This window comes from Solibacillus ferritrahens (genome assembly GCF_037027585.1).
Taxonomy (GTDB): domain Bacteria; phylum Bacillota; class Bacilli; order Bacillales_A; family Planococcaceae; genus Solibacillus; species Solibacillus ferritrahens.
In genome coordinates this window covers 1-24,781 of sequence record NZ_JAXCLE010000030.1, presented here as the reverse complement: position 1 = coordinate 24,781, position 24,781 = coordinate 1, and the positions used below count along the sequence as shown (strand labels likewise).

The 24,781-nt window shown below is 37.0% G+C and carries 24 protein-coding genes, 1 tRNA gene, 1 rRNA gene, 1 other RNA gene and 1 other annotated feature; of the genes, 19 read left to right on the top strand and 8 right to left on the bottom strand.

Annotated features, from left to right (window positions below; all coding sequences use genetic code 11):
• The first annotated feature begins 3 nt into the window (after positions 1-3).
• The 4 genes from rrf (at position 4) to asnB (ending at position 5,373) form a co-directional block, all read left to right on the top strand.
• Positions 4-119: ribosomal RNA gene (gene rrf, locus SNE38_RS18190) — 5S ribosomal RNA — on the top strand.
• A 362-nt stretch (positions 120-481) separates the two neighbouring features.
• Positions 482-1,948 (top strand): IMP dehydrogenase, encoded by a 1,467-nt coding sequence (gene guaB / locus SNE38_RS18185; RefSeq protein ID WP_191705456.1) that lies wholly within the window; start codon positions 482-484, stop codon positions 1,946-1,948.
• A 131-nt stretch (positions 1,949-2,079) separates the two neighbouring features.
• On the top strand, positions 2,080-3,420 hold the full coding sequence (locus SNE38_RS18180; protein ID WP_336047059.1) for a D-alanyl-D-alanine carboxypeptidase family protein: 1,341 nt from the start codon (positions 2,080-2,082) through the stop codon (positions 3,418-3,420).
• 126 nt (positions 3,421-3,546) lie between these two features.
• Positions 3,547-5,373 (top strand): asparagine synthase (glutamine-hydrolyzing), encoded by a 1,827-nt coding sequence (gene asnB / locus SNE38_RS18175; RefSeq protein WP_336047057.1) that lies wholly within the window; start codon positions 3,547-3,549, stop codon positions 5,371-5,373.
• Positions 5,374-5,415: 42 nt separating this feature from the next.
• On the opposite strand, the gene pdxR is transcribed toward asnB, so the two are convergent.
• The gene (gene pdxR, locus SNE38_RS18170) at positions 5,416-6,828 is read right to left on the bottom strand and encodes a MocR-like pyridoxine biosynthesis transcription factor PdxR (RefSeq protein WP_191705458.1); all 1,413 of its coding nucleotides are present in this window, start codon (positions 6,826-6,828) and stop codon (positions 5,416-5,418) included.
• A gap of 149 nt (positions 6,829-6,977) precedes the next feature.
• Positions 6,978-7,194 (top strand) — a binding site (T-box leader).
• A 208-nt stretch (positions 7,195-7,402) separates the two neighbouring features.
• On the opposite strand from pdxR, the gene serS reads away from it, so the two are divergent.
• The 5 genes from serS to SNE38_RS18145 all read left to right on the top strand — a co-directional run bounded on the left by serS (position 7,403) and on the right by SNE38_RS18145 (position 12,160).
• Positions 7,403-8,695: a serine--tRNA ligase gene (gene serS / locus SNE38_RS18165; RefSeq protein WP_191705453.1), complete on the top strand. Its 1,293-nt coding sequence runs from the start codon at positions 7,403-7,405 to the stop codon at positions 8,693-8,695.
• A 361-nt stretch (positions 8,696-9,056) separates the two neighbouring features.
• Positions 9,057-9,833, top strand: a complete 777-nt coding sequence (locus SNE38_RS18160; RefSeq protein WP_191705452.1) for an enoyl-CoA hydratase/isomerase family protein — start codon at positions 9,057-9,059, stop codon at positions 9,831-9,833.
• 11 nt (positions 9,834-9,844) lie between these two features.
• Positions 9,845-11,011 carry an acyl-CoA dehydrogenase family protein gene (locus tag SNE38_RS18155; RefSeq protein WP_336047056.1) on the top strand — a complete coding sequence of 389 codons (1,167 nt, stop codon included), beginning with the start codon at positions 9,845-9,847 and terminating at the stop codon, positions 11,009-11,011.
• 10 nt (positions 11,012-11,021) lie between these two features.
• Positions 11,022-11,873 (top strand): hydroxymethylglutaryl-CoA lyase, encoded by an 852-nt coding sequence (locus tag SNE38_RS18150; protein ID WP_191705450.1) that lies wholly within the window; start codon positions 11,022-11,024, stop codon positions 11,871-11,873.
• Between the two features lie 158 nt (positions 11,874-12,031).
• Positions 12,032-12,160: a hypothetical protein gene (locus SNE38_RS18145; protein ID WP_336047055.1), complete on the top strand. Its 129-nt coding sequence runs from the start codon at positions 12,032-12,034 to the stop codon at positions 12,158-12,160.
• A gap of 31 nt (positions 12,161-12,191) precedes the next feature.
• Here SNE38_RS18145 and SNE38_RS18140 read toward each other — a convergent pair whose 3' ends face one another.
• Both SNE38_RS18140 and tadA read right to left on the bottom strand, forming a co-directional pair.
• The gene (locus SNE38_RS18140) at positions 12,192-12,890 is read right to left on the bottom strand and encodes a TMEM164 family acyltransferase (RefSeq protein WP_456242981.1); all 699 of its coding nucleotides are present in this window, start codon (positions 12,888-12,890) and stop codon (positions 12,192-12,194) included.
• A gap of 8 nt (positions 12,891-12,898) precedes the next feature.
• Positions 12,899-13,402 (bottom strand): tRNA adenosine(34) deaminase TadA, encoded by a 504-nt coding sequence (gene tadA / locus SNE38_RS18135; RefSeq protein ID WP_191705448.1) that lies wholly within the window; start codon positions 13,400-13,402, stop codon positions 12,899-12,901.
• 104 nt (positions 13,403-13,506) lie between these two features.
• Here tadA and SNE38_RS18130 point away from each other — a divergent pair, with 104 nt between their 5' ends.
• From SNE38_RS18130 to SNE38_RS18120, 3 genes are all read left to right on the top strand, one after another.
• Positions 13,507-14,319, top strand: coding sequence for a hypothetical protein (locus SNE38_RS18130; protein WP_336047053.1), 813 nt, complete (start codon positions 13,507-13,509; stop codon positions 14,317-14,319).
• Positions 14,320-14,443: 124 nt separating this feature from the next.
• Positions 14,444-15,082, top strand: coding sequence for a deoxynucleoside kinase (locus SNE38_RS18125; protein ID WP_191705446.1), 639 nt, complete (start codon positions 14,444-14,446; stop codon positions 15,080-15,082).
• The gene (locus tag SNE38_RS18120) at positions 15,079-15,747 is read left to right on the top strand and encodes a deoxynucleoside kinase (protein ID WP_336047052.1); all 669 of its coding nucleotides are present in this window, start codon (positions 15,079-15,081) and stop codon (positions 15,745-15,747) included. Before SNE38_RS18125 ends, SNE38_RS18120 begins: the two co-directional genes overlap by 4 nt.
• 46 nt (positions 15,748-15,793) lie before the next feature.
• On the opposite strand, the gene SNE38_RS18115 is transcribed toward SNE38_RS18120, so the two are convergent.
• Positions 15,794-16,171, bottom strand: a complete 378-nt coding sequence (locus SNE38_RS18115) for a sodium:proton antiporter (RefSeq protein ID WP_336047051.1) — start codon at positions 16,169-16,171, stop codon at positions 15,794-15,796.
• Between the two features lie 156 nt (positions 16,172-16,327).
• Here SNE38_RS18115 and SNE38_RS18110 point away from each other — a divergent pair, with 156 nt between their 5' ends.
• A complete protein-coding gene (locus tag SNE38_RS18110) occupies positions 16,328-16,948 on the top strand; it encodes an RraA family protein (RefSeq protein ID WP_336047050.1) in 621 nt (206 codons plus the stop codon).
• A 46-nt stretch (positions 16,949-16,994) separates the two neighbouring features.
• Here SNE38_RS18110 and SNE38_RS18105 read toward each other — a convergent pair whose 3' ends face one another.
• The 4 genes from SNE38_RS18105 to SNE38_RS18090 all read right to left on the bottom strand — a co-directional run bounded on the left by SNE38_RS18105 (position 16,995) and on the right by SNE38_RS18090 (position 20,740).
• The gene (locus tag SNE38_RS18105) at positions 16,995-18,263 is read right to left on the bottom strand and encodes a cation:dicarboxylate symporter family transporter (protein WP_191705457.1); all 1,269 of its coding nucleotides are present in this window, start codon (positions 18,261-18,263) and stop codon (positions 16,995-16,997) included.
• Positions 18,264-18,344: 81 nt separating this feature from the next.
• Positions 18,345-19,223, bottom strand: coding sequence for a response regulator (locus SNE38_RS18100; protein ID WP_336047049.1), 879 nt, complete (start codon positions 19,221-19,223; stop codon positions 18,345-18,347).
• Positions 19,224-20,486 (bottom strand): ATP-binding protein, encoded by a 1,263-nt coding sequence (locus tag SNE38_RS18095; RefSeq protein WP_336047048.1) that lies wholly within the window; start codon positions 20,484-20,486, stop codon positions 19,224-19,226.
• A gap of 161 nt (positions 20,487-20,647) precedes the next feature.
• Positions 20,648-20,740: transfer RNA gene (locus tag SNE38_RS18090), tRNA-Ser, on the bottom strand.
• Positions 20,741-20,897: 157 nt separating this feature from the next.
• Here SNE38_RS18090 and ffs point away from each other — a divergent pair.
• The 6 genes from ffs (at position 20,898) to SNE38_RS18060 (ending at position 24,635) form a co-directional block, all read left to right on the top strand.
• An RNA gene (gene ffs, locus SNE38_RS18085) (signal recognition particle sRNA large type) lies at positions 20,898-21,165 on the top strand.
• Between the two features lie 152 nt (positions 21,166-21,317).
• Positions 21,318-23,063: a DNA polymerase III subunit gamma/tau gene (gene dnaX, locus SNE38_RS18080; protein WP_336047047.1), complete on the top strand. Its 1,746-nt coding sequence runs from the start codon at positions 21,318-21,320 to the stop codon at positions 23,061-23,063.
• A 26-nt stretch (positions 23,064-23,089) separates the two neighbouring features.
• Positions 23,090-23,404: a YbaB/EbfC family nucleoid-associated protein gene (locus SNE38_RS18075; protein ID WP_191705439.1), complete on the top strand. Its 315-nt coding sequence runs from the start codon at positions 23,090-23,092 to the stop codon at positions 23,402-23,404.
• Positions 23,405-23,472: 68 nt separating this feature from the next.
• A complete protein-coding gene (recR, locus tag SNE38_RS18070; RefSeq protein WP_191701843.1) occupies positions 23,473-24,069 on the top strand; it encodes a recombination mediator RecR in 597 nt (198 codons plus the stop codon).
• 16 nt (positions 24,070-24,085) lie between these two features.
• Positions 24,086-24,301, top strand: a complete 216-nt coding sequence (locus SNE38_RS18065; protein ID WP_191705438.1) for a YaaL family protein — start codon at positions 24,086-24,088, stop codon at positions 24,299-24,301.
• Positions 24,302-24,386: 85 nt separating this feature from the next.
• Positions 24,387-24,635: a pro-sigmaK processing inhibitor BofA family protein gene (locus SNE38_RS18060; RefSeq protein WP_336047046.1), complete on the top strand. Its 249-nt coding sequence runs from the start codon at positions 24,387-24,389 to the stop codon at positions 24,633-24,635.
• Positions 24,636-24,781: the final 146 nt, after the last annotated feature.

The window sequence follows — 24,781 nt, the reverse complement described above, 5'->3', positions numbered from 1 at the left end:
TAGTGAAGTGATGATGGCAAAGAGGTCACACCCGTTCCCATACCGAACACGGAAGTTAAGCTCTTTAGCGCCGATGGTAGTTGGGGGCTTCCCCCTGTGAGAGTAGGACGTCGCTTCGCAATTCTAAACCACTGAAATTTTTCAGTGGTTTTTTTGTATAAAAATATTCAATAAAGATGCTTTCTTCTTAGAAATCTAATAATCCCTTTTATTAAACAAGGGATATATTACCAAATAAATAATTTGTTATAAAGGTTGTTATAGCTGATATTTGAAGTAAAGAATTATATTATAAAAAGTTTATTAAAGGAAAAGATAAAGCAAAAGTAAAAATAAAATTATAATAAAACAGTAAAAAAAATTAAAATAATCAACTGAGGTAATATTCCGAATTATTTTATTTTTCATGTAATCTTGACAGTCGTGGTCGACGTTGATAACCTTACAATAATATTCTTTTCTAAATAGGAGGCATACTTAAATGTGGGAAACAAAATTTGCTAAAGAAGGTTTAACATTTGATGATGTATTATTAGTGCCAGCACACTCTGAAGTATTACCAAAGGATGTAAATTTATCTGTAAACCTAACTAATAATATTAAGTTAAACATTCCAATGATTTCTGCCGGTATGGATACTGTCACAGAAGCAAAAATGGCAATTGCAATGGCTCGTCAAGGTGGGCTTGGAATTATTCATAAAAATATGAGTATCGACGAACAAGCAGAAGAAGTAGAAAAAGTAAAACGCTCTGAAAATGGCGTTATTACAAATCCATTCTTCTTAACACCTGAGCATCAAGTATTCGATGCAGAACATTTAATGGGCAAATACCGCATTTCAGGTGTTCCAATCGTGAATAATATGGAAGATCAAAAATTGGTAGGAATTATTACTAACCGTGACCTACGTTTTATCTCTGATTATTCATTAAAAATAGATGATGTAATGACAAAAGAGGATTTAATAACAGCAGCTGTAGGAACGACTTTAGAAGATGCTGAAAAAATTCTTCAACAATATAAAATCGAAAAATTACCTATTGTAGATGAAGATGGGAAACTTACAGGTTTAATTACAATTAAAGATATCGAAAAGGTTATTGAATTCCCAAATGCAGCTAAAGACAGCCATGGCCGTTTAGTTGTAGGTGCAGCAGTAGGTGTTTCCAAAGATACAATGGTACGCATTGCTAAGCTAGTGGAAGCGCAGGTAGATATTGTAGTAATTGATACAGCACACGGTCATTCACAAGGTGTATTAAATACTATTAAAGAAATCCGTGCAGCATATCCAAATTTAGATATTATTGCGGGTAATGTAGCAACAGCTGAAGGTACACGTGCTTTATTTGAGGCAGGAGCAGATGTGGTGAAAGTGGGAATTGGACCTGGTTCTATTTGTACTACACGTGTTGTAGCAGGTGTAGGTGTACCTCAAGTTACAGCTATTTATGATGCTGCTTCAGTAGCACGTGAAGTAGGTAAAACAATTATTGCTGATGGCGGTATTAAGTATTCAGGTGATATCGTAAAAGCTTTAGCTGCTGGTGGACATACTGTAATGTTAGGTTCATTGTTGGCAGGAACTTCTGAATCTCCAGGAGAAACTGAAATTTTCCAAGGACGTCGCTTTAAAGTATATCGCGGTATGGGTTCACTTGGTGCAATGGAAAAAGGCTCAAAAGACCGTTATTTCCAAGAAGATGCGAAGAAGTTAGTTCCAGAAGGAATTGAAGGACGTCTACCTTATAAAGGACCTTTAGCAGATACAATTCACCAATTAGTTGGTGGTGTACGTGCTGGAATGGGTTACTGTGGTGCTCCGGATTTAGCTGAATTACGTGAGAAATCACAATTCATTAAAATGTCAGGGGCAGGTTTACGTGAGTCACACCCACATGATGTACAAATTACAAAAGAATCACCAAACTATTCTTTACAATAAGTTCTAGGCAACTTTTGAACGCTACTATCATCAAATTGAGATAGTAGCGTTTTTTATTAAGAAGAGCACACATTTGACTACTTATGTATGATAAAATGTCGTTAGAGAATAAAAATTTTGGAGGTAGCTTTGTGAAGATAGTAAGAAAGCAAATGGTATTAAGCTTCGTCTTAATCCCAGTGTTAATATTCAGTATGTTGACGATGGCCGTACCTGCTAAAACAAATGCAGAGACGGATTTAGGGTTAACGGTAGATGCAGCGATTTTAATTGATGCAGATACTGGGAAGATTTTATATGAACAAAATGCAGAAACTGCACTAGGTATTGCAAGTATGACGAAAATGATGACGGAATACTTATTACTTGATGCGATTAAAGAAGGTTCAATTACTTGGGATCAACAATATAATGTAACAGAGTATACATATAAAGTTTCTCAAAACCGTTTATTAAGTAATGTACCTTTGCGTGCTGATGGTACGTATACAATTCAGGAATTATATGAAGCGATGGCTATTTATTCTGCAAATGCGGCAACAATTGCAATTGCAGAAACGATTGCAGGGACAGAAACAGAATTTTTGAAGCTTATGAACAAAAAAGCAGAAGAACTTGGTTTAGAAAACTATAAGTTTGTTAACACAACAGGTTTGAATAACTCGGACTTATTAGGTATGCATCCAACAGGTACAGGTGAAAACGATGAGAATGTTATGCCGGCTCGTTCTGTAGCAAAATTAGCGTATCATTTACTGAAAGATCATCCTGAAATGTTAGAAACAGCAAAAATTCCTAAAAAGGTCTTCCGTGAAGGTACTTCTGATGCAATTAACATGTCAAACTGGAACTTTATGTTGCCAGGTCTTGTATATGCTTATGAAGGAGTAGACGGTTTAAAAACAGGTACAACTGATTTTGCCGGTCATACGTTCACCGGTACAGCAAAACGCGGTGATACACGTTTAATTGCAGTAGTAATGAAGGCTGTAGATTCTAAAGGTGTAGGCTCTTATAAGGCACGCTTTGATGCGACGGCGAAGTTATTTGATTATGGTTTTGGTCAATTTTCAAAAGTAGAACTTGTTCCGGCAAACTACACATTTGAAGAAAAGAAATCACTTCCTGTAACAAAAGGGAAAGAAGAAGCTGTAAATATTGCGATAAAAGATCCTATTTCAGTGATGATAAAAACGACTGAAAAAGATTTATATGTTCCGACTTTAATGCTGACAACAGAAGAACTAGAAGCTGGGGTTGAGAAGAACCAAGTAGTAGGCCAAGCTGTTGTTAATATTACACAAGGTACGGATTATGGCTATATTGACGGCTCTAACATTGTGGCAGAAGTTGTAACAACAGAAGCTGTGGAACGTGCAGGGAAAGTAGCACTATTCTTCCAAGGAATTGCAAGCTTCTTTGCTAATTTATGGAGCGGTGTATTTGGTTTTGCGAATGGATTAATTAAATAAATATGAGCCTTTCTATAAGAAAACCTTATAGAAAGGCTCTTTTTTTATACAAATATGGAATTTTCGAATGGGACAATTTGTAGATGGAGCGTGCCATACATACATTGTTGTTATGGAGGGATAATTATGTGTGGGATTTCAGGTTGGATTGATTACTCTGAAAATCTAGTAGATAATGAATTACTTATAAAGAAAATGACGAGAACGCTTTTACATCGTGGGCCAGATAGTGAAGGTTATTTTGTAAGCAAGCATGCATTGCTAGGACATAAAAGGCTCGCAATTATTGATTTAGTAACAGGTGACCAACCAATGACTAGAGGAAACTTTACAATTGTCTATAATGGGGAAGTTTATAATGCCAATGAAATTCGAGAACAGCTAATTAAATGTGGCTATACATTCCATACAACATCAGATACGGAAGTTATTTTAATTGCGTACTGTGAATGGAAAGAACGATGTATGGAGTATTTGAATGGAATATTTGGGTTTGCTATTTGGGATGCAGAGGAACAATCTTTATTCTTATGCCGTGATCGGTTAGGTGTTAAACCTTTATTTTACTATGAATATGAAGGTGGTATATTATTTAGCTCTGAAATTAAGGGGATATTGGCACATCCTTTTGTAAAGCCACAAGTCGATATAGAAGGGCTGGCGGCTTTATTTAGTTTAGGACCATCACGAATAGTCGGTAATGCCATTTTTAAGGGAATTAAAGAAGTAAAACCTGCATATGCCATGGTTGTTCATAAAGAAGGAAAGAAGAGCTGGCAATATTGGGATATTGTAAGTAAACATCATGAACATTCAGAGGAAGAATCAATAGAAACAGTAAGGGAGCTTGTAACGAAGGCAATTGAACGTCAATTAATAAGTGATGTACCGATCAGTACAATGCTTTCGGGAGGGCTAGATTCAAGCATTATAACAGCTGTAGCGGCTGAACAACTGGCCAAAGAGAATAAAACTTTATCGACATATTCAGTAGCGTATGAAGAAAATGACCAACATTTTCAGCAGAACTCCTTTCAAACATCTCAGGATGAATTTTGGATTGGGAAGATGCAACAAGCATTTCAAACAAACCATAAGCAAGTAACCATTACTCAGCAGGATTTGGTTGAAAGCTTACAGCATGCCATGATATTGAAAGATATGCCGAGTATGGCTGATATTGATAGTTCACTTTATTTATTCTGTAAAGAGATGAAAAATGAACATACTGTTGCATTATCAGGTGAATGTGCAGATGAAGTATTTGGTGGTTACCCATGGTTTTATGGTGAAAAAACAGAAAGTCTGTTTCCATGGCTACGTTCTACAAAGGAGCGGGAACAGCTATTTAAAACAGAGTGGCAAAAACGGCTACAGTTGCCGCAGTTTATGCAAAACACCTATGACCAAGCGATAAAGGATATGCCCCATTTTATAGGGAATAAGGAGGAGCAAGAACGCCAGCAATTGTTCTATTTAAATAATTTATTCTTTATGCAAACTCTACTGGAAAGAAATGATCGAATGACAATGGGGGCGAGTATGGAAGTTCGTGTTCCGTTTGCTGATCATACGATTATAGAATACGTATGGAATATTCCATGGGAAATGAAAAATAGTGGCGGAAAAGAAAAGGGAATTTTACGGGAAGCTTTTTCTTCTCTTTTACCAAAAGAAGTAGTCGAGCGTAAAAAAAATCCATATCCAAAAACATACCATCCAAAATATACAGAACTTGTGCATCAACGTTTACAGCAAATTTTGCAACAGAAAGATTCGGTATTATATGAATTGTTTGAGCATGACCAATTAAAGCGTTTACTCGCTACAAATGGTCAGTCATTCCAGATTCCATGGTTCGGTCAGTTAATGGCTGGTCCACAATTAATTGCCTACTTAATTCAGTTGCATGATTGGGTAGAACATTACCGGATTGATATTATTTCAACATAAAGTAAGACGTTCTTAATGTAGAACGTCTCAATGTTAGATTTGTCAGTTTACCAATTTTCTGAAGATATTCCAAATGGCCATTAGTTCATGGATTTGCTGTTCTATTTCATGGAGATGTAAATGCCCAAAACCTAGTAAAAATGTCCGTTTAGAGTATGATTGTTCAGTTAAATAATAATTGGAGAGAGGCAAAATATTAATATTGTGCTGTAATGCAATTTGTTGTAGCGCTAATTCAGATTGATCGTGAAGAAATGCTATTAATATATTCGTACCAGCCGCATCTCCGGATATTGATATTTGTGGATAATAATTTGAAAAAATTTCAATACATTTATCATGCTTTTTGCGATAAATTTTTCTCATGCGATTTAAGTGTTTTGCAAAGTGCCCGTCTTCCATAAACTTTGCTAAAATATGCTGTTCAAAACGAGGAACAGTGGAAGAATAGTAATTAAAATGCTCTTGATAGCGTTTAATAAGTGTTGGTGGTAATACGAAATATGCAACACGTAATGATGGCATAAGGGATTTTGTAAAAGTGCTCAAATAAATTACGCAATCGTTTTGATCCAGCCCACGTAATGCCGGGATGGGCTTTCCAATATAACGAAATTCACTATCGTAATCATCCTCGATTATAAAACGATTTGGTGCCTTGGCTGCCCAATTCAATAGCTGCGTGCGGCGATTAGCAGATAATACTGCCCCAGTCGGGAATTGGTGAGACGGTGTAATATAAACAACATTTGCTTTCGTTTTCTGTAATTGTTCCACAACAATTCCATCTGTATCAACGGAAATAGGAATAGCGAGCTGACTCAATTGGTGCCTTGGAATTGGTGAATAGCCTGGGTTTTCAAAAGCAAGTAGAAAATCATCGTCTAAAATTTTTAAAATCATAGGAAGCAGCTGTTCGGTTCCGGAGCCAATCACAATTTGTTCCGGCTGGCATTCTATACCTCGGGATTGATGAAGGTAGTTTGAAATTTCAACACGTAATGCCAGTTCACCTTGACGCTCGCCTGTTTGCAGTAAATGCTTGAATGGCTTATCTAGAACATCTTTTGCATACTTTCGCCATGTTGTAAAAGGGAATGCGTCCTCATCGATTTTTGCAGAGGAGAAATCAATTTTATATTCCGTTTGCTTGGCTACATTTTTAAAGTTAAAATCCATTACGTTATTTTTACGATAAGGTAATGAATCTATTTCTTCAACAAAATAACCAATGCGAGGTTTTGACATAATATACCCTTCCGCTAACAGCTGAGAATAAGCCAGTTCAACGGTTGTTTGGCTAATATTGAAAAATTCTGCTAGCTCCCGTTTAGAAGGAAGGCGACTTCCTACAGCAAGTTGGTTATTTGTAATGGCATCTTTTATACCGATATAAAGTTGTTCATAGAGTGGAGTAGAATGTTCTTTTTGTAGCTGAAAGAAAAGTATAATAATTACCTCCTTTTGTGACCTTTGTAAAAGGTATAAATTTTCGAAATTTATTAATGTCAGAAAAGTATAGCACATCAAAAATTATTTATGAATGTTTTAGGGAAAACTTGCATTGATGTACTGTTTATAGTACAGTATGGTTAAATTTATAAATGAATTCGATGATAGGAAGTAGTAGCAAGCGAGTTTTTTTTAGAGAGTCAGCGGGTGGTGGAAGCTGATAAAGACACTTGTGAATCCGTCCTTGAGATGCTTTTTCCGAAAACTAATAGTAGGTAGAAGCCGGCTTACCAGAGTCGTTAATTGTTAAGAGGAATAGAGGTAATCTATTCAATTAGGGTGGCAACGCGGGTAGCTCTCGTCCCTTTTATAGGGATTGAGGGCTTTTTTGTATTCATTTTTTCATGGTCCGCTCTATGAAAAAATGCACCGGCGGATATCACAGATTTTTTAAAGGAATTTTCGAGTAAACTCGAAAAAAATCTGGATGCAATTATGCTAAGGCGTAATTGAACCACTACATTAATCCGTTAAAGTGCTCAGGATCATCATTTCATAAACTTTAGGAGGAAAAATTATGTTAGATATTAAACGCGTCCGTGACAATTTTGAAGAAGTAAAACGTATGCTCCTTACTCGCAATGAGGACTTAGGAAACTTGGACAACTTCGAAAGCTTAGATACAAAACGTCGTGAGTTAATTGCCAAAACAGAAGTATTAAAAGCTGAGCGTAATAAAGTATCTGAGCAAATTTCTGTAATGAAACGCAATAAGGAAGACGCAACAGAAGTGATTGCCCGTATGCGTGAAGTAGGGGATGAGATTAAAACTTTAGATGCCGAGTTAAATGCAATTGAAGAAGAGTTTAAAGATATGATGATGCGTTTGCCAAATATCCCGCATGAATCAGTACCGGTTGGCACAGAAGAAGATGACAATGTAGAAGAGTACACTTGGGGCGATGTGCCGGTATTTGATTTTGAAACAAAAGCACACTGGGATCTTGCAAAAGATTTAGATATCGTGGACTTTGAGCGCGGAGCTAAAGTTGCGGGAAGTCGTTTCCTATTCTATAAAGGTTTAGGTGCACGTTTAGAGCGTGCTTTACTGAACTTCATGATGGATCTTCATTCAGATCAGCATGGCTATACAGAAATGCTGCCACCGCAAATCGTTAACCGCGATTCACTAACAGGTACCGGCCAATTGCCGAAGTTTGAAGAAGATGTATTTAAATTAGTCCGTGAAGAAGATGAAATGGATTATTACTTAATTCCAACTGCTGAAGTACCGGTAACAAACTATTACCGTGATGAAATTTTATCAGCGGATATGCTGCCGCAAGCTTTCTCTGCATTCAGCGCTAACTTCCGTTCAGAAGCAGGCTCTGCAGGTCGTGATACACGTGGACTGATCCGTCAGCACCAATTTAACAAAGTAGAATTAGTCCGTTTTGTAAAACCCGAAGAATCTTATGAACAACTAGAAATTTTGACAGGTCATGCTGAAAAAGTATTACAGCTTTTAGGCTTGCCATATCGCAAATTAAAAATGTGTACAGCAGACTTAGGTTTTACAGCTGCGAAAAAATACGATTTAGAAGTATGGATTCCAGCACAAAGTATGTACCGTGAAATTTCTTCATGTTCAAACTTTGAAGATTTCCAAGCGCGTCGTGCCAATATCCGTTTCCGCCGTGAAGCAGGCGCAAAACCTGAATTCGTTCACACGTTAAACGGTTCAGGTCTTGCGATTGGTCGTACAGTTGCTGCGATATTGGAAAATTACCAACAAGAGGATGGTTCTGTAGTTATTCCTGACGTTTTACGTCCGTATATGGGTGGCGTAGAAGTAATTACGGTGAAATAATTAAATATAAAAATTAAAGTGTGTTGAATCTAACGATTCGGCACACTTTTTTTATTTATGAACAAAAATATTATTTAGTAATTAGTTTTACAAAGTTAGAGTATTTTGTTATATTCGAGAAAATAGGATACTTGATACAAAATTCAAATATTAATAGAACATACTTACAGATAGCAATACTATCAGCAGATACATCAAAATCAATTTATATAAAATCCTCTCAATATACGCGCACAGTTATTTTCACTTCAATAATTCCAACATTATCTTGCTTAATGCTCTCTTGTTAATACCTCGGTACCACCAATTATTATAAAGCCTTTTAATAATCAAGTATTCTCACAGGAGGATGTGTGAACGAATGGAATACATTCAAGTTTCATATAAATATGAAGATAAAATTGCGATTGTGACGTTAAACCGACCTGAAATGCGGCATGCCTTTAATACCAATATGGCGAAGGAACTGCTATCTGTATTTCAGTCACTGAATGAGCAGCCAGTGCGTGTAATTATTTTAACTTCCTCTACTGGAGATGCCTTTTGCTCAGGCGCGGATTTAAAAGAACGTAAAGGGATGAGCGAGGTAGAGTGGACAGAACAGCATCATTTATTTGAGCAAATGTTTCAGGCTGTAGCTAATTGTAAGCAAGCTACAATTGCCGCAATAAATGGCTATGCACTTGCGGGAGGATTTGAACTCGCATTAAATACGGACTTAATCGTCGCTGGCAGGAATACTAAAGTTGGATTGACTGAAGTCACTCGTGGGATTATGCCTGGTGGTGGGGGTGCACGCTTATTGCCAAAACGTGTACCGCTACATATTGCAAAGGAATGGTTATTTACAGGGCGAATTGTTCCAGTAGAAGAAGCCCAGCAGGCAGGTTTATTTAATGCAGTGACTGACTCCTCAGATGTGTTGCAAACGGCACTACAATTAGCCGAAAACATTGCATGTAATGCACCATTAGGCGTTCAAGGTGTAAAAAAAGTAGCTGAGATCAGTTCATTGGAAGCATCTGATGCTTTTCGTATTGAAATTGAAACGTACAATGAAGTCATTGCTTCGGAGGATCGAATGGAAGGTATCTTAGCCTTTAATGAGAAAAGGAAACCTAATTTTATCGGACGGTAGGAGGATACCATATGATGCAAACAGAGAATCTTGTATTTCTAGAGGAACTTCGGGAAGGTGTAAGAGCAGTTTGTAAACGATTTGATGGTGCATATTGGCGAAAGTTAGACGAAATAGATGGCTATCCAACAGATTTCGTCGAGGCAATTACTCAGGCTGGCTTTTTAGGAGCCTTGATTCCTGAACAGTATGGCGGTTCAGGTTTAGGAATATTAGAGGCGTCTGTTATTTTAGAGGAAATTAATCGATCAGGTGGTAATGCAGGAGCTTGCCATGCTCAAATGTATACGATGGGGACTATTTTACGTCATGGTTCACTAGCACAAAAAGAAAGATATTTGCCAAAAATCGCTGATGGTTCGCTTCGTTTACAGGCATTTGGCGTTACTGAACCAAATACAGGAACGGATACAACAAACTTAAAAACGTTTGCAAAGCGTGAGGGCGACCATTATATCGTGAACGGTCAGAAGGTATTTATATCGCGTGTTGAGCATTCGGATTTAATGATTTTATTGGTGCGTACAACGCCAAAAGGCCAATGTGTAAAAAAGAGTGACGGCTTGTCGGTACTTGTTGTTGATTTGAATGAAGCAGTCGGCAATGGCTTGGAAGTCCGTCCCATCAAAACGATGATGAACCATGCGACAACGGAATTATTTATCGATAATCTAAAAGTGCCGGTAGAGAACTTGATTGGCGAGGAAGGAAAAGGATTCCGCTATATTTTGGACGGGATGAATGCCGAGCGGATTTTAATTGCGGCAGAATGTATTGGCGATGGGCGCTGGTTTATTGAACGGGCAACGAAATACGCAAAAGAACGTGTCGTTTTTGATCGACCTATTGGACAAAACCAAGGGATACAATTTCCGATTGCACAAGCCCACATTCATCTTGAAGCAGCTGATTTGATGCGCATAAAAGCAGCGGAACTTTACGATCGACACCAAGCCTGTGGAGCAGAGGCCAATATGGCGAAACTCCTGGCGGCAGATGCATCCTGGGAGGCGGCCAATGTAGCCATTCAAACATACGGAGGCTTTGGCTTTGCCGCTGAATATGATATTGAGCGTAAATTTAAAGAGACACGATTATATCAGGTAGCTCCAATTTCAACAAATTTAATTTTATCATACGTCGGAGAACATATATTAAAACTTCCAAAATCTTATTGAGGTGAAGATCATGCACTTTCCAAAACAAATAGAAATTATTGAAGTAGGACCACGCGATGGCCTGCAAAACGAGGCAAGCTTTGTTCCAACAGATGAAAAGAAACAATTAATCAAACAATTATATGAATCAGGATTTCAGCGAATCGAAACGGCCTCCTTTGTCCACCCGAAAATTGTGCCGCAAATGGCGGACGCTCAGGAAATCACATCATTTTGCAATGAGTTAGGACTAGATTATATTGCTTTAACTCCAAATATGAAAGCGCTGGAACGTGCAATTGAAGCAGGTGTTCCACAGATTGCAGTATTTGTAGGTGCAAGCGAGACATTCAATCAGAAAAATATTAAGCGTTCCATTGCTGATTCTTTGGAAGAATGCAGCGAAATGTTTCAGCAGGCAAAAGCTCAGCACAAGTTTATCAGAGGATATGTGTCCATGTGTTTTAGCTGCCCGTATGAAGGTGCTATTTCCTATGAGCAAGTGAAAAGGGTTGTCGAGCAATTTGTAAAGGATGGGGCTGATGAAATTTCAATCGGCGATACAAATGGTCAGGCAAATCCGCGCATAGTATATGAACGGTTTAGCGCTTTAAAAAGAGATTTTCCTCAAACAACATTTGTAGCCCATTTCCATGATACAAATGGCTTTGCCTATGCCAATATCATAGCTGCCTTAAATGCCGGAATTGAAAAGTTTGATAGTTCGATAGCAGGACTTGGCGGCTGCCCATTTTCACCTGGTGCAACTGGAAATGTAGCAACAGAGAAAGTTGTGGAGCTGTTTGAAGCAATGCAAATTAAGACAAATATTCAGCAGGAAAAATTGAAGGACGTCTCCGCTTTTGCCAGTAACTTAGTTTAAGGAGGGCTAAAACTGAAACCATTTAAAGCCGTATGCGGAAAGTAAACCGATTCATATAGAAGAAATTGAACTGGATGCCCCCCAAGAAGGCGAAGTATTGATCCAGATTAAAGCGGCAAGTCTTTTTCCCATTGAGAGATATACCGCATTATTTGCATATGATAAAATCCGGTAAACTACCAGTGGACCAATTATTATCGAATATTATTCCATTAGACGAAATTAATGAAGGCTTTGATTTATTAGCTACTGGGGATAATTCTCGAATAATTATTAAAATAGACTAATTTTATATTGAAAAATAAAACGACGAAACAACTAAAAGGAAACGTTTCGTCGTTTTTGTATGTTTAGAAGTACATAGAGCACAATCCAAATGCTAAAAATAACCCCGGCCAAACTCAATAAATAACCGGAAGCGCCAAATGCATCATAAAGCCACTGGAGGGGTGTCCCTTTCACTGGTCGATTTAAAAACATAAAATTCGTTTGAAAACGTGCATTGTAGTAATAAATAAATGGTACCGTAATGAGTAAAAGCAATACCGAGCGCCAAATATCTCGGAATGTGGTATGCAGCTGACGCTCTCGTATTAACGGGCAAATAAAGGCTACTAGCAAGGCATGAAATACAAAGCTATGGATATGTAAAAATCCTCCCACTGGATCAGCTGTCCACCCAGGAAATAATAGAGCAATAGCAGCTCCAGGTAAAGTGAGTGTATATAGTAGTGTAGCTGTTGTACGGTTTGAAAAGTAAGCATGCCAACCAGTAATAAAAATACCTAGCCCACATAAATGGAATGGTGGGCTCCAATATGAATATTGGTCAGTGACAATTAAGTGAATTTGTTTCATAATTTCCAAAAACAGCAACAGCCAAAAAATTAATTTTTGAAAGAGCTGTTGCTGTTTACTAGCAATATAATGATAACTATATATTGAAATAGTTAAAAACAAACTAATAAAAATAAGCCATGTCATATGAATGGAATCGAAAATAGCAAATCCGCCCACCGTGCCACCTACTTTTCTTGTTGTTGTTTTCGCAGTAATTTCTCTTGTTTTTTACGTTCGCGTATAGCCTTAAAAAAGTCTGTTAAAATTTGACCACACTCATCTACTAGTATTCCTTCTGTAACATCACATTCATGATTAAACCGTGCATCATTTAATAAACGATATAACGAGTCAACACAACCCGCTTTAATATCACGTGCCCCGTAAACTACTCGAGGTATTCGTGATTGGAGAATTGCACCTGCGCACATGGGGCAAGGTTCCAATGTAACATACAAAGTTGTTTCCTCTAGACGCCAGCTACCTATTTTTTTGCATGCTTCTTGAATCGCCATGCTCTCTGCGTGTGTTAGAGCGTTTTGGGTTGTTTCCCGCAAATTATGTGCCCGTGCAATAATTTCATTTTTATATACTATGACGGCACCAATTGGGACTTCTCCCAGGGCAGCTGCCTTTTTTGCTTCTTCTAATGCTTCTAGCATGTAATAGTGATCGTTCTTTTCGAGCATTTATCTATCACTCCCTATATTTAGTTTAGCATGAGTTGAAATGCTTAGGCGACTATAGAATTAGACGTGCTATGATGAAGGGAAAAGTTTGAAGGAGGATTATTATGAATTCATTTCAAACAATAGAAGAAGTGAACGATTATTTTGAAAAACAGTTGGAGAGTTTATATCAGAATTATACTGCAAAATTACAAATAGTTGAGAAAAATAAAATACAAATATATATGACTTTACAAAGGCAGTATGAAGAACAATTAATTGCACTTGAACAACGGAAGCAAAATGAAGGAAATCTTCTTAAACAAAATAGTGATCTAGCAGTGGGTAAAATAAAATTGCTATTTGAAAATAAAATACAAATTATATTAGAAAAATATAAGAGTGACTATAGTGAAGAAGTTAATGGCTATAGAGAAAATAAGGTAGAGATGCTTGGGCAAATGCAAGTGGAAGAACGTGTAATATTTAAACATTATCAGCATCAACAGATGGAGTTGTTGAGACAAGGGGGACAAAGTAGGCAACTAGTAGCTGGCTTTGAACAGAAGATGGATAATTTGCAGTCCGCACTCCTCAACTTATGTGAAAAATATGAGCATCAATTTAGCCTGTTGGAAGAGAAGCATGAGGAGAAGTATGAATTACTTGAGCAAATGCGTGATGAAGCCATTGAACAGCTCCTGGATAGTGAGAAAGCATCGCAAAACCAGCTTGAGGATCAATTGTTTGAGAAATTACAGAATTTAAATGAAAAAATTGAACAACAACGAGATATTTTAGAACAAGAATTAATAGAAAAGGAACATTCACTTGAAGAGATGGTGAACACTGAACGTGAAAGGATTGAATTAGACTATGAACAAAAATGTAATGAAGTGTTTGAACAACAAGAACAGGCACTTGCTCAAATTGACTGAATGATTTATGTTTAGAACAGCTTTTTTCATGATTTCAGTAAAATACAATTGTTTATTTTGTTGTCTATTAATCATTGTGATAAAATGAAAAGCATTGACTATAAAAAGAGAAGGAGCACTTCTAATGTCTGTGCCATTTATAACAGTAGAAGGTCCGATTGGTGTTGGGAAGACCTCATTATCTAAGGCCTTATCACAAACGTTTGATTATCATTTATTAAAAGAGATTGTAGATGAAAATCCATTTCTCGGTAAGTTTTATGAAAATATCAATGAGTGGAGCTTCCAGACGGAAATGTTTTTCCTGTGCAATCGTTATAAGCAATTATCTGATATTCATGAGATTATTGAAGCGCAAGGTCCGGTAGTGGCTGATTATCATATTTTTAAAAATTTAATTTTTGCGAAGCGTACTTTAAAGGCATCAGAATATGAAAAGTACGAATCAATTTATAAAATTTTAACGGCTGATATGCCAAAGCCAAACATGGTCATTTATTTACATGCAAGTTTGGATACTTTAATGAAACGAATTGCGATGCGCGGTCGTGAAGTAGAAAAGAACATAACACGTGAATATATGGAACAACTTTCAAGTGATTATCATGAATTTATCGGGCATTTTGAAAAGATGCATCCAGAAATTCCTGTCATCTCGCTTAATGGAGATGAACTTGATTTTGTAAAGAGCGAAGAAGATTTACAGTATGTACTACGAGTAGTAGAGGAAAAGTTACAACAAAGGAGTTTGCATCAGAAATGAACTTAAGAGAGAAGTACAATATTCCTGCAAATGCGGTCATTACAATTGCAGGAACAGTTGGTGTCGGGAAATCGACAATGACAAAGGCATTATCACAGAGCTTAAATTTCCGAACATCATATGAAAAGGTTGATACAAATCCTTATTTAGATAAATTTTATGATGACTTTGAAAAATGGAGCTTCCATTTACAAATATACTTTTTAGCTGAGCGCTTTAAAGAACAGAAGCGTATATTTGAGTATGGCGGGGGCTTTATTCAAGATCGTTCAATTTATGAAGATACAGGTATTTTTGCAAAGATGCATTATGACAAAGGTACAATGTCACCAATAGATTATGAAACATATACAAATCTTTTCGATGCCATGGTGATGACGCCTTATTTCCCGCACCCGGATTTGCTTGTCTATTTAGAGGGACCGATTGATGATGTTATTGGTCGTATTCAGGAACGTGGGCGTGAGATGGAGCAACAAACGCCTCATACTTACTGGCAGGAAATGCATGGACGCTATGAAAACTGGATTAATAACTTTAATGCGTGTCCGGTATTGCGCATTGATATTAATGATTACGATTTAATGAAAAATCCTGATCAAGTGGAAGATATTGTAGTGCGCATTGGTTATATGCTAGAGCAAACAAGCCATCTAAGAAAATAATGAAAAAAGACTGATTTCTGGTATCATGACGGAAATCGGTCTTTATTTATTTTATTAAGAGAATAATAAAAACTGGAATCATTACAAGCAAGAATACGAAAGAGCTCCATAAAATCTGCTTACCGGTCGACATATTTTTAGGCTTTATACTAATCATTTCATACAATTCATTAACTGCACGTTGTTCTTTTTCAAAAAGCATTTTTTGAAAAGAGGGGTAATTTTCAATATAAGAAGCAGGATTTTCAAAATGAAAACGAATGGCACGTATATCATCCGTAACATCGTTATCTTCATGAATATAAGTAATCGTCGGTGCAATTCCCCCTGTTAACTTAGCTGTAACATGTATATCAAAGGTCTTCATTTTATAAACAGTTTCACCAACATCATTTGTTACAATTTCAATGAGTCGATTGTTCATGAATAATCCCCCTTTTAAGTAGTTTAAGTATTCCCAATATGTATAAATTTGTAACGATTTTAAAAAATATTGTAAAAAAAAAGTTGTTTCGTTTATGCTAAAAGTGTTTACGAATTTTTCTGATTTGTAACATTATAGCGAAAAGGGGATGGAAATATGACTTTAAGAATAGTAGAACGATTAATTGTTTTACCAACGACGGCAATTTCCGATGCAACAGGGGGGCATACGAATGTTGCAGCATCAATTAAACCACTGGCCGATCATTTTAAAATTGTTGGACGTGCGCGAACGGTACGACTACCGGACGGGGAAAACGGTGCTGTTTTAGAAGCAATTAGTCAAGCAGAAAAGGGAGATATTTTAGTTATCGATGCAAAGGGGAATACAAATCGTGCAGTTGCAGGTGATTTCGTCATGCAACTTGCACAAGGCGTCGGAATACAGGGATTTGTAGTCGACGGGGTAATTCGGGACTTAGCAGCCGCACGAGCTATTGATTTTCCTGTATTTGCATTAGGAACAACAGTAGCAGCAGGTAATAAACATGGCGGTGGTACGGTTGGGGGGCCTGTATCAGTAGGTGGCGTTGTCGTACAAACAGGTGATTATATCGTTGGTGATATTGATGGGGTAATTGTCATTCCACAAAAAGATATCCAACAGATAATAGAAGCAGCGGAAGCAAAAGTGGCAAAGGATGAAGCGAGGGAACATGAAGCTTTACATAATGGCGAAGCTTCCATACGCGCTTACTTGTCGAAAGTTGTAAAATAAAAAAACGCCGTAGTGTGTTGTATCTCACTACGGCGTTTTCATATCTTTATTTTAAGTTTGCAGCTTGATACTCGGCAAATTGCTTCTCGTCGAAACGTTTTTCCCATTTTGCCATAACAAGTGCAGCTAATGTGTTACCTACTACGTTTACAGCTGTACGAGCCATATCAAGAATACGGTCAATACCTGCGATGAATGCTAAACCTTCAAGTGGAATTCCTACAGAGCCTAATGTTGCAAGAAGTACTACGAATGATACCCCAGGAACACCGGCAATACCTTTAGATGTTACCATTAATACAAGCATTAATGTAATTTGTTCTACTATTGAAAGTTCGATACCGTACATTTGAGCAATGAAAAGTGCTGCAATTGCCTGGTAAAGTGTCGAGCCGTCTAAGTTGAATGAGTAACCTGTTGGAATAACGAATGATACGATATCCTTTGGTGCACCCATCTGTTCTGTTTTTAACATAATGCGAGGTAATACTGTCTCTGATGAAGATGTAGAGAATGCCAGTAATAACTCATCTTTAATCATACGAATCAGTTTGAAAATATTAATACCGAAAATACGGGCTGTAATACCTAAAACAACGATTACAAAGAAAATCATTGCGGCATATACTAAAATCGCTAATTTTCCTAATGGAATAAGGGATTCTACACCGAATTTGGAAACGGTTACACCGATAAGCGCAAATACCCCTACTGGTGCGAATTTCATTACTAAGTTTGTAACCCAGAACATGGCGTCTGCTGTACCTTGGAAGAATGCAAGTACTGGTTTTCCTCGTTCACCAATGGCTGCTACCCCTAAACCAAAGATTACAGAGAAGAAGATGATTGCTAGCATATCGCCTTCAGCCATAGAGTTGATGATATTTTTTGGTACAATATCAACAATGATTTGGAAAGTTCCTTTTGCTTCTTCTTGTTCTGATGTCTCTACATAAGAAGAAATATCTGTTTGCTGCAGCTCATTCATGTCAATTCCAGCACCTGGTTGGAATAGATTTGCTGCTAATAACCCAACAACAATTGCAACTGTTGTAATAACTTCAAAATAAAGAAGTGTTTTACCGCCAAGACGACCTAATTGCTTCAAGTCACCAGTTCCGGCAACGCCAACGATTAGTGTCGAAATAATAATCGGTACTACGATCATCTTAATTAAGTTTAAGAATATATCGCCAAGTGGCTGTAAATATGATTGTACATTTTCATTCCCAAAAAATACTGCTCCAACGATAACCCCAAGTACAAGACCGATTAAAATTTGAGCAGCTAAACTAATTTTTAGCTTTTTCAAAATATTGTTCCCCCTAAAAATTCAGATTCAGGACTAGCCTAAAATTAATTTTATTTCATACCTACAAAATCCGACAAAATCCGACTAATCAACTTTACTAATAATTTCAGAATATAATACTTGAATGAATTTTTTGATATTTACTTTTGCTTTTCGCTGATCATTATTTTCTATTTGTTTCATTAAATATCGAATATCAGTTAAATCGAAATAGCGGGGAGTATAGTATTCAAATTCAGAATTTGTATAGTCGACAATTCCCATATTGGCTAAGTTAATCATTGCCGCTAATATCGTTCGACGCACACGCTGTTCTATCGCTTTACTCTCTTTTAAAATGTCGTCTGGTGTATTTTTCGTCAGCATTGCTACACGTTCATAGACCTCCTTTAATGGAGGGAGGGGAGCAATTTTATGCTTTTCAATTAACAGTTGTTCAATTATTTTAATAATATCCTCACTGCCAACTTCAGCGACAATCCCCATATCATTTAAGATGGACTGTATATGTTCGCGTGTTGTTTTTTTAGTATGAGTCACTTCTGTAATATTAAAATTTGTTAAAGATTGGCGGATAACTTCAAGAGAATTTTTCAATAAATATTGCTCTGTCGTCCGTTTTAAGACCATTTGCACCTCAACTTTGTTAATAGGTTTATGGATGAAAAATTCAATCCCTTTTGAATAGCCATCCGCCACCATTTCTTTATTGACCACTTGCGAAATCATAATAAAGTGGCCTTTAAATCCATTTTGCTGGAGGCGTTCAATTGTTTCGATACCATCCAACTTAGGCATTAATAGATCGATTAATACGAATTCCGGCTGCATCATCAAAATTTGAGGAATTGCATCAAGACCGTTTTTTGCCTCTCCGATGACAGTCCCAAGTTCACAGTCATTGATAATATTACTAAGCATCACCCGACTTGCACGGTCGTCATCCACTATAAAATAACGCATTTATAAAATCTCCTTTTGAATATTCTTTGAAGGAATTTGTACGATAAAGCTAGTCGATGTATCACTTGTTACGTGAATAGCTCCATTTAGGTTTTCGACAATTGTTTTCGTATGCGACAGACCAATTCCTGTGGAGCCTTGTCCTTGTTCATTAAATTTGGACGTATAGCCAGCATCGAAAATAACCGGAATTAATGATTCTTCGATTCCGATTCCGTTGTCTTCCACGATGAAAGTTGTTGTTTCTTTTTCGACAGTAACACTTAGTGTAACAAACCCGCTTTTCTCAATCGCTTCTACAGCATTTGCCATTAAATTATTTAAAATGGCGAAAAGGGCAATATGATTTTTAATTACAAAATCGTCTGGACATATTAAAGTAAATGAAATCGATTTATTTAAATATTTTGCGTAGTTTTCATTAGCTTCTACAATAAAACTTAAAATATCCGTTAATAAAAATTTGGACGGATAATTTAGATTTGTAATTTTTGAAAGGCCTGCATAAATACGCTCATGATCTTTTTTAACTTCGTGAATTTCTTGAGCAATATATAAAGCCTCCATCGCATGCTTTTCTTCCGTTGTTTTTAGCTTTTTATATAGCTGATAACTATTTGCGGTAAGTTGTTCAATCTGATTCATAGTCTTTTTTAAATAGAGAGCTTCAACATATAACTCTGAATGAATTGTCATAAGTTGTTTTAATTGCTTTTGTTGTTCTGACATGGTGATTATGCTATAGATACCGACAACGAAAAAGCTACGTAATAATCCTACTACGATAAACAGTAAAAAAGAAATCAACGTTTCCTGGTCAGAGACGAGAAGTAGCTCCGTAAGAATATATTCGACTATATTGGAAATAACCTCAAATAATGTTCCTAATAAACCAAGAATGAGCGGATGTTTTTTTAATTCATCCAATGCAATTAATTTAAAGCATAGTGCAAAGGTTATATAGAAAATCCCTGCTGGTAAATGTTCGAGTAGTTGAACAGAAAGAGCTTGACCATAAATTAAAAAATCCAATAGTGACCGGCCGATAATTACAACCATACCTGTTAAAAGGCCTGTTGTAATAATTGGTAATGGGCGAATTAATAATGCAAAGAAAAAAATAATGCTCCCTAATCCAAAACGGAACGGTCCATCTTCAAAAGGAATAAATTTTATTTCACCACCTATAGCTGTGAAAAATGCCATAAGCAGCATAAAGAGAAATAAATTCATTGATTTTATTCGAGGTTGAGTCGATTCCAAAGTAATATACCGCCTTTAAAAGCCTGTTTTAGGAGTTAATTGTACATGAAAAGCAAAAATAAATACAAAAAGTACTATTTCTAACAAGTAGAAATAGTACTTAAATGATTTTTTATATAAAAAAACCGCCCAATAGCTGTAGCGGAGTAATGTTAAAAATATGGAGGAGGTAGAGGGATTCGAACCCCCGCGCGGTGTTACCCGCCTGTCGGTTTTCAAGACCGATCCCTTCAGCCGGACTTGGGTATACCTCCAAATATAAGATGTCTTTTCGACAAAGAATAATTTATCACGAAATAAATTTTACGTCAATAAAATTTTTGCAAATAAAGATATTTTTTTTGAAATGGAAAAAAATTAATTGGGACATATCATTGCATTTTTATTGCTTGCTTAGTATACTAATACTTGCCGTGCTAGATGGGGAGGTAGCGGTGCCCTGTAACTTGCAATCCGCTCTAGCAAGATTGAATTCCTTTTCTGAGGCTATCCGTATTGTTTGGTCTGCCTTTTGCACGTAGTGTTGACGGTTGGGTCCTGCGCAATAAGTACCCATGAACCATGTCAGGTCCGGAAGGAAGCAGCATTAAGTGGAATCACTTATGTGCCGCGGGGTAGCCTAACCCGAGCTGACGACAAGAGTAACGCTTATGTGCGGTAGTCGAAGAAAGGTGCACGGTATTAACTTACCAATTCAAACGCACCCATCAAAATTTGATGGGTGCGTTTTTTTATTTGTATGAAGTATATTCGTTTGATTTCAAAAGAGTTTCGTATTACTTTATGCTATACTGAATTTATGGATTTTTATTATGAAAGGAGAGGGAAAGGTTGACATATCAAGCATTTTATCGTGTTTATAGACCGCAGTCATTTCGTGAAATGTCTGGGCAAACACATGTGAAGAGGACCCTTCAAAATGCTCTCCTTGCAAGCAAAACAACACATGCCTATTTATTTTCTGGTCCACGCGGGACAGGTAAGACAAGTACTGCGAAAATTTTTGCAAAAGCTTTAAACTGTGAAAATGCTCCAGCAAGTGAGCCGTGTAACGAGTGTGCGACCTGTATAAGTATCACTGAAGGATCACATACGGATGTTATTGAATTTGATGCAGCTTCTAACTCTAGAGTGGAAGAAATGCGAGATATTATAGAAAAGGTACGCTTTGCCCCAGCGAATGCACGCTTTAAAGTGTATATTATTGATGAGGTGCATATGCTTTCTACAAGTGCATTTAATGCATTACTAAAAACACTTGAGGAACCACCTGAGCATGCAGTGTTTATTTTGGCGACGACAGAGCCTCATAAATTACCCGCGACGATTATTTCCCGTTGTCAGCGCTTTGATTTTAAACGACTTTCTTCTATAGATATAGTAGAGCGTATGAAGGTTGTATTGGAAGACATCGGTATGGGGTATGATGAGCAAGCGTTAAAAGCAATTGCACAAGCGGCAGCTGGTGGTATGCGTGATGCACTGAGTCTACTTGATCAAGTCGTATCATTCAGTAATGAACATGTTCAGTTGGAAGATGTACTCCTTGTAACAGGTTCTGTTAGCCAGGATGCATTTTATGATATTGCCAGCTCCCTTTTACAAAAGAAAGTTGCGCAAGTACTAAGCAGTGTTGAAAATTTAATTGCAGATGGAAAAGAGCCATTACGTTTGGCAGAAGACTTTATTACATTTTTCCGAGACTTACTGCTTATAAAAACAGACGGTACATTAGAGGAACTATTGGAGTTTATTGCACCTGAAGATAAATTTTTAACTTTGGCTGAGCAATTTGATGCAAGTACACTATATGGCTTTATCGATATTTTAGCAAAAACGCAACAAGAGATGCGTTTTTCACATCATACGAAAATTTATTTAGAAACTGCACTTTTAAAAATGGCGCAGTATAAAGCAACAACACAAGGAACTGCAGTAGTAGACCCTGAAATCGAAGGGAAAGTAGCTGCACTTGAAAGTCGTTTAGGTCAACTGACACAGCAACTTCAAGATGGAGGAGCATCCGTTCAACAGAATGAACAACCTCGTCAGCGTGTACGTCCACAAGGTAATCAATACAATGCGCCAACGGGCCGTATTCAAGAAGTATTAAAATCAGCAACAAAAACGGATTTACAAAAAGTGAAATCGGCCTGGGCTATTAGTTTATCAAGCTTACAAAAGTCTCATGCCGCTTTATTGGCAGATGCAGAGCCAGTTGCCGCAAATGCAAGTGCTTTTGTGATAAAATTCAAGTATGATATACATTGTCAAATGGTAGCGGACAACAACGTTCTTGTTTCATTGTTTACACAGAGGATAGCGTCGGAAGTAGGGGTACAGTATGAACTTTTATGTATTCCGGAGCCAGCTTGGGGTCGTCTTCGGGAAAATTTCATTCAGGAAAATGGTCTAAACCAGAAAAATTCCGGAATGAATGATGGGAATGCCACAACGGATTTAACGGATGAGCCTTCTTTCATGGATGATGTTCAGATGCTAGAAACACAAGATCCACTTGTAACGGAAGCTGAAAAGCATTTTGGAAAAGAAATTGTTGAGGTTATCGAAGAATAATTACACATTTAAAGGAGGAAATTAATATGCGTGGTATGGGTAATATGCAAGGTATGATGAAAAAAATGCAAAAAATGCAAAAAGAGATGATGGAAGCACAAGAGGCTTTAAATGCAGAGTTATTTGAAGGTACTGCTGGTGGCGGTATGGTCAAAGTTGTGATGAACGGTCAACGCCAAGTGTTGGAAGTAAATTTAGATGAATCTGTAGTTGATCCAGAAGATATCGAAATGTTACAAGATTTAATCATTATCGCAACGAACGAAGTACTTAAAAAAGTAGAAGAAACAACGAATTCTACAATGGGCAAATTCACACAAGGGATGAACCTTCCTTTCTAATTTGAAACATGTAGAAATAAAAGCACATCTCAAGCTTTGGGATGTGCCTTTTTATAGGGGGGAATAGGATGCATTATCCAGAGCCGATATCCAGGCTAATCGACAGTTTTATGAAATTACCAGGGATTGGACCTAAAACTGCTGCGCGTTTAGCATTTCACGTTTTAACAATGAAAGAAGATACCGTATCAACATTCGCGAAAGCACTGATTGATGCAAAACGTAATTTACTATATTGCTCACAATGCGGTCATATAACAGATATAGATCCATGTCATATTTGTTCGGATAAACAAAGAGATATTTCTACTATTTGTGTCGTTCAAGATCCAAAAGATGTTATTGCTATGGAAAAAATGCGTGATTATCAAGGTTTATATCACGTACTGCATGGAGCAATTTCACCAATGGATGGTATTGGACCAGAGGATATTAACGTTGCTTCGTTATTGGCACGTTTGCACGATGAACGTGTACAAGAATTAATTTTAGCGACTAATCCTACTATTGAAGGTGAAGCGACAGCGATGTATATCTCCCGTCTTGTTAAGCCATCTGGCCTTCGAACAACACGTATTGCACACGGCTTACCCGTCGGTGGGGACTTGGAATACGCTGATGAAGTAACATTATCGAAAGCATTAGAAGGAAGAAGAGAGTTATAAAGCAGGGGGAAGCACGATGTTATTTTCACGTAAAGGGAAGCTCAAAAAAGAATTCGACGACAAGTTAGTTTCTTCTATTAAAGAGACGAAGGAAACTTTGCAAAATGCGAAGGTAATTGAAGGGTTAACGGACGACTATAATCTAGATGTAATGGCTGAACGAAAAAAAGCTGAAAGTATCCATTACTATTTGTATAAAGAAGCGCGAGTACGCCGTGTATTAATTAAATAATCTTTTAGAAATAAGAACCGAAGCAGATGCATATGTTACCACTAAATGAAAAAAGGATGGTGCTATGCGATACATAGTTTTAACTATGATCTGTTTTGTTGTCTTATTTCTTTTTTTCTTGAACAAAGAGAGCCGAGGGAAAGTCTGGGAGTATTTTGCGTGGTTTTGGTTTAAAATTGCGGCTGTTATCGTTGTTTTATTTATAGGTAACTTAATAATGGGGGCTAGTGGGGTTCTTTTCCATGTTCCGATTAATTTTTTCTCTGTGCTTATGATTGCAGTTTTAGGTCTGCCTGGAGTGATGTGTGTTAGTTTATTAATATTGATGAAATAAAATTAACAAAAAGTATTGCTAACTTAATAATATCGTGATATATTATTATAAGTCGCAACGACGACAACAGATTATAAAAAACATCCAAAAAAAGTTGTTGACAAAACAATCGCATGGATGGTATGATATAAAAGTTGTCATAAGAG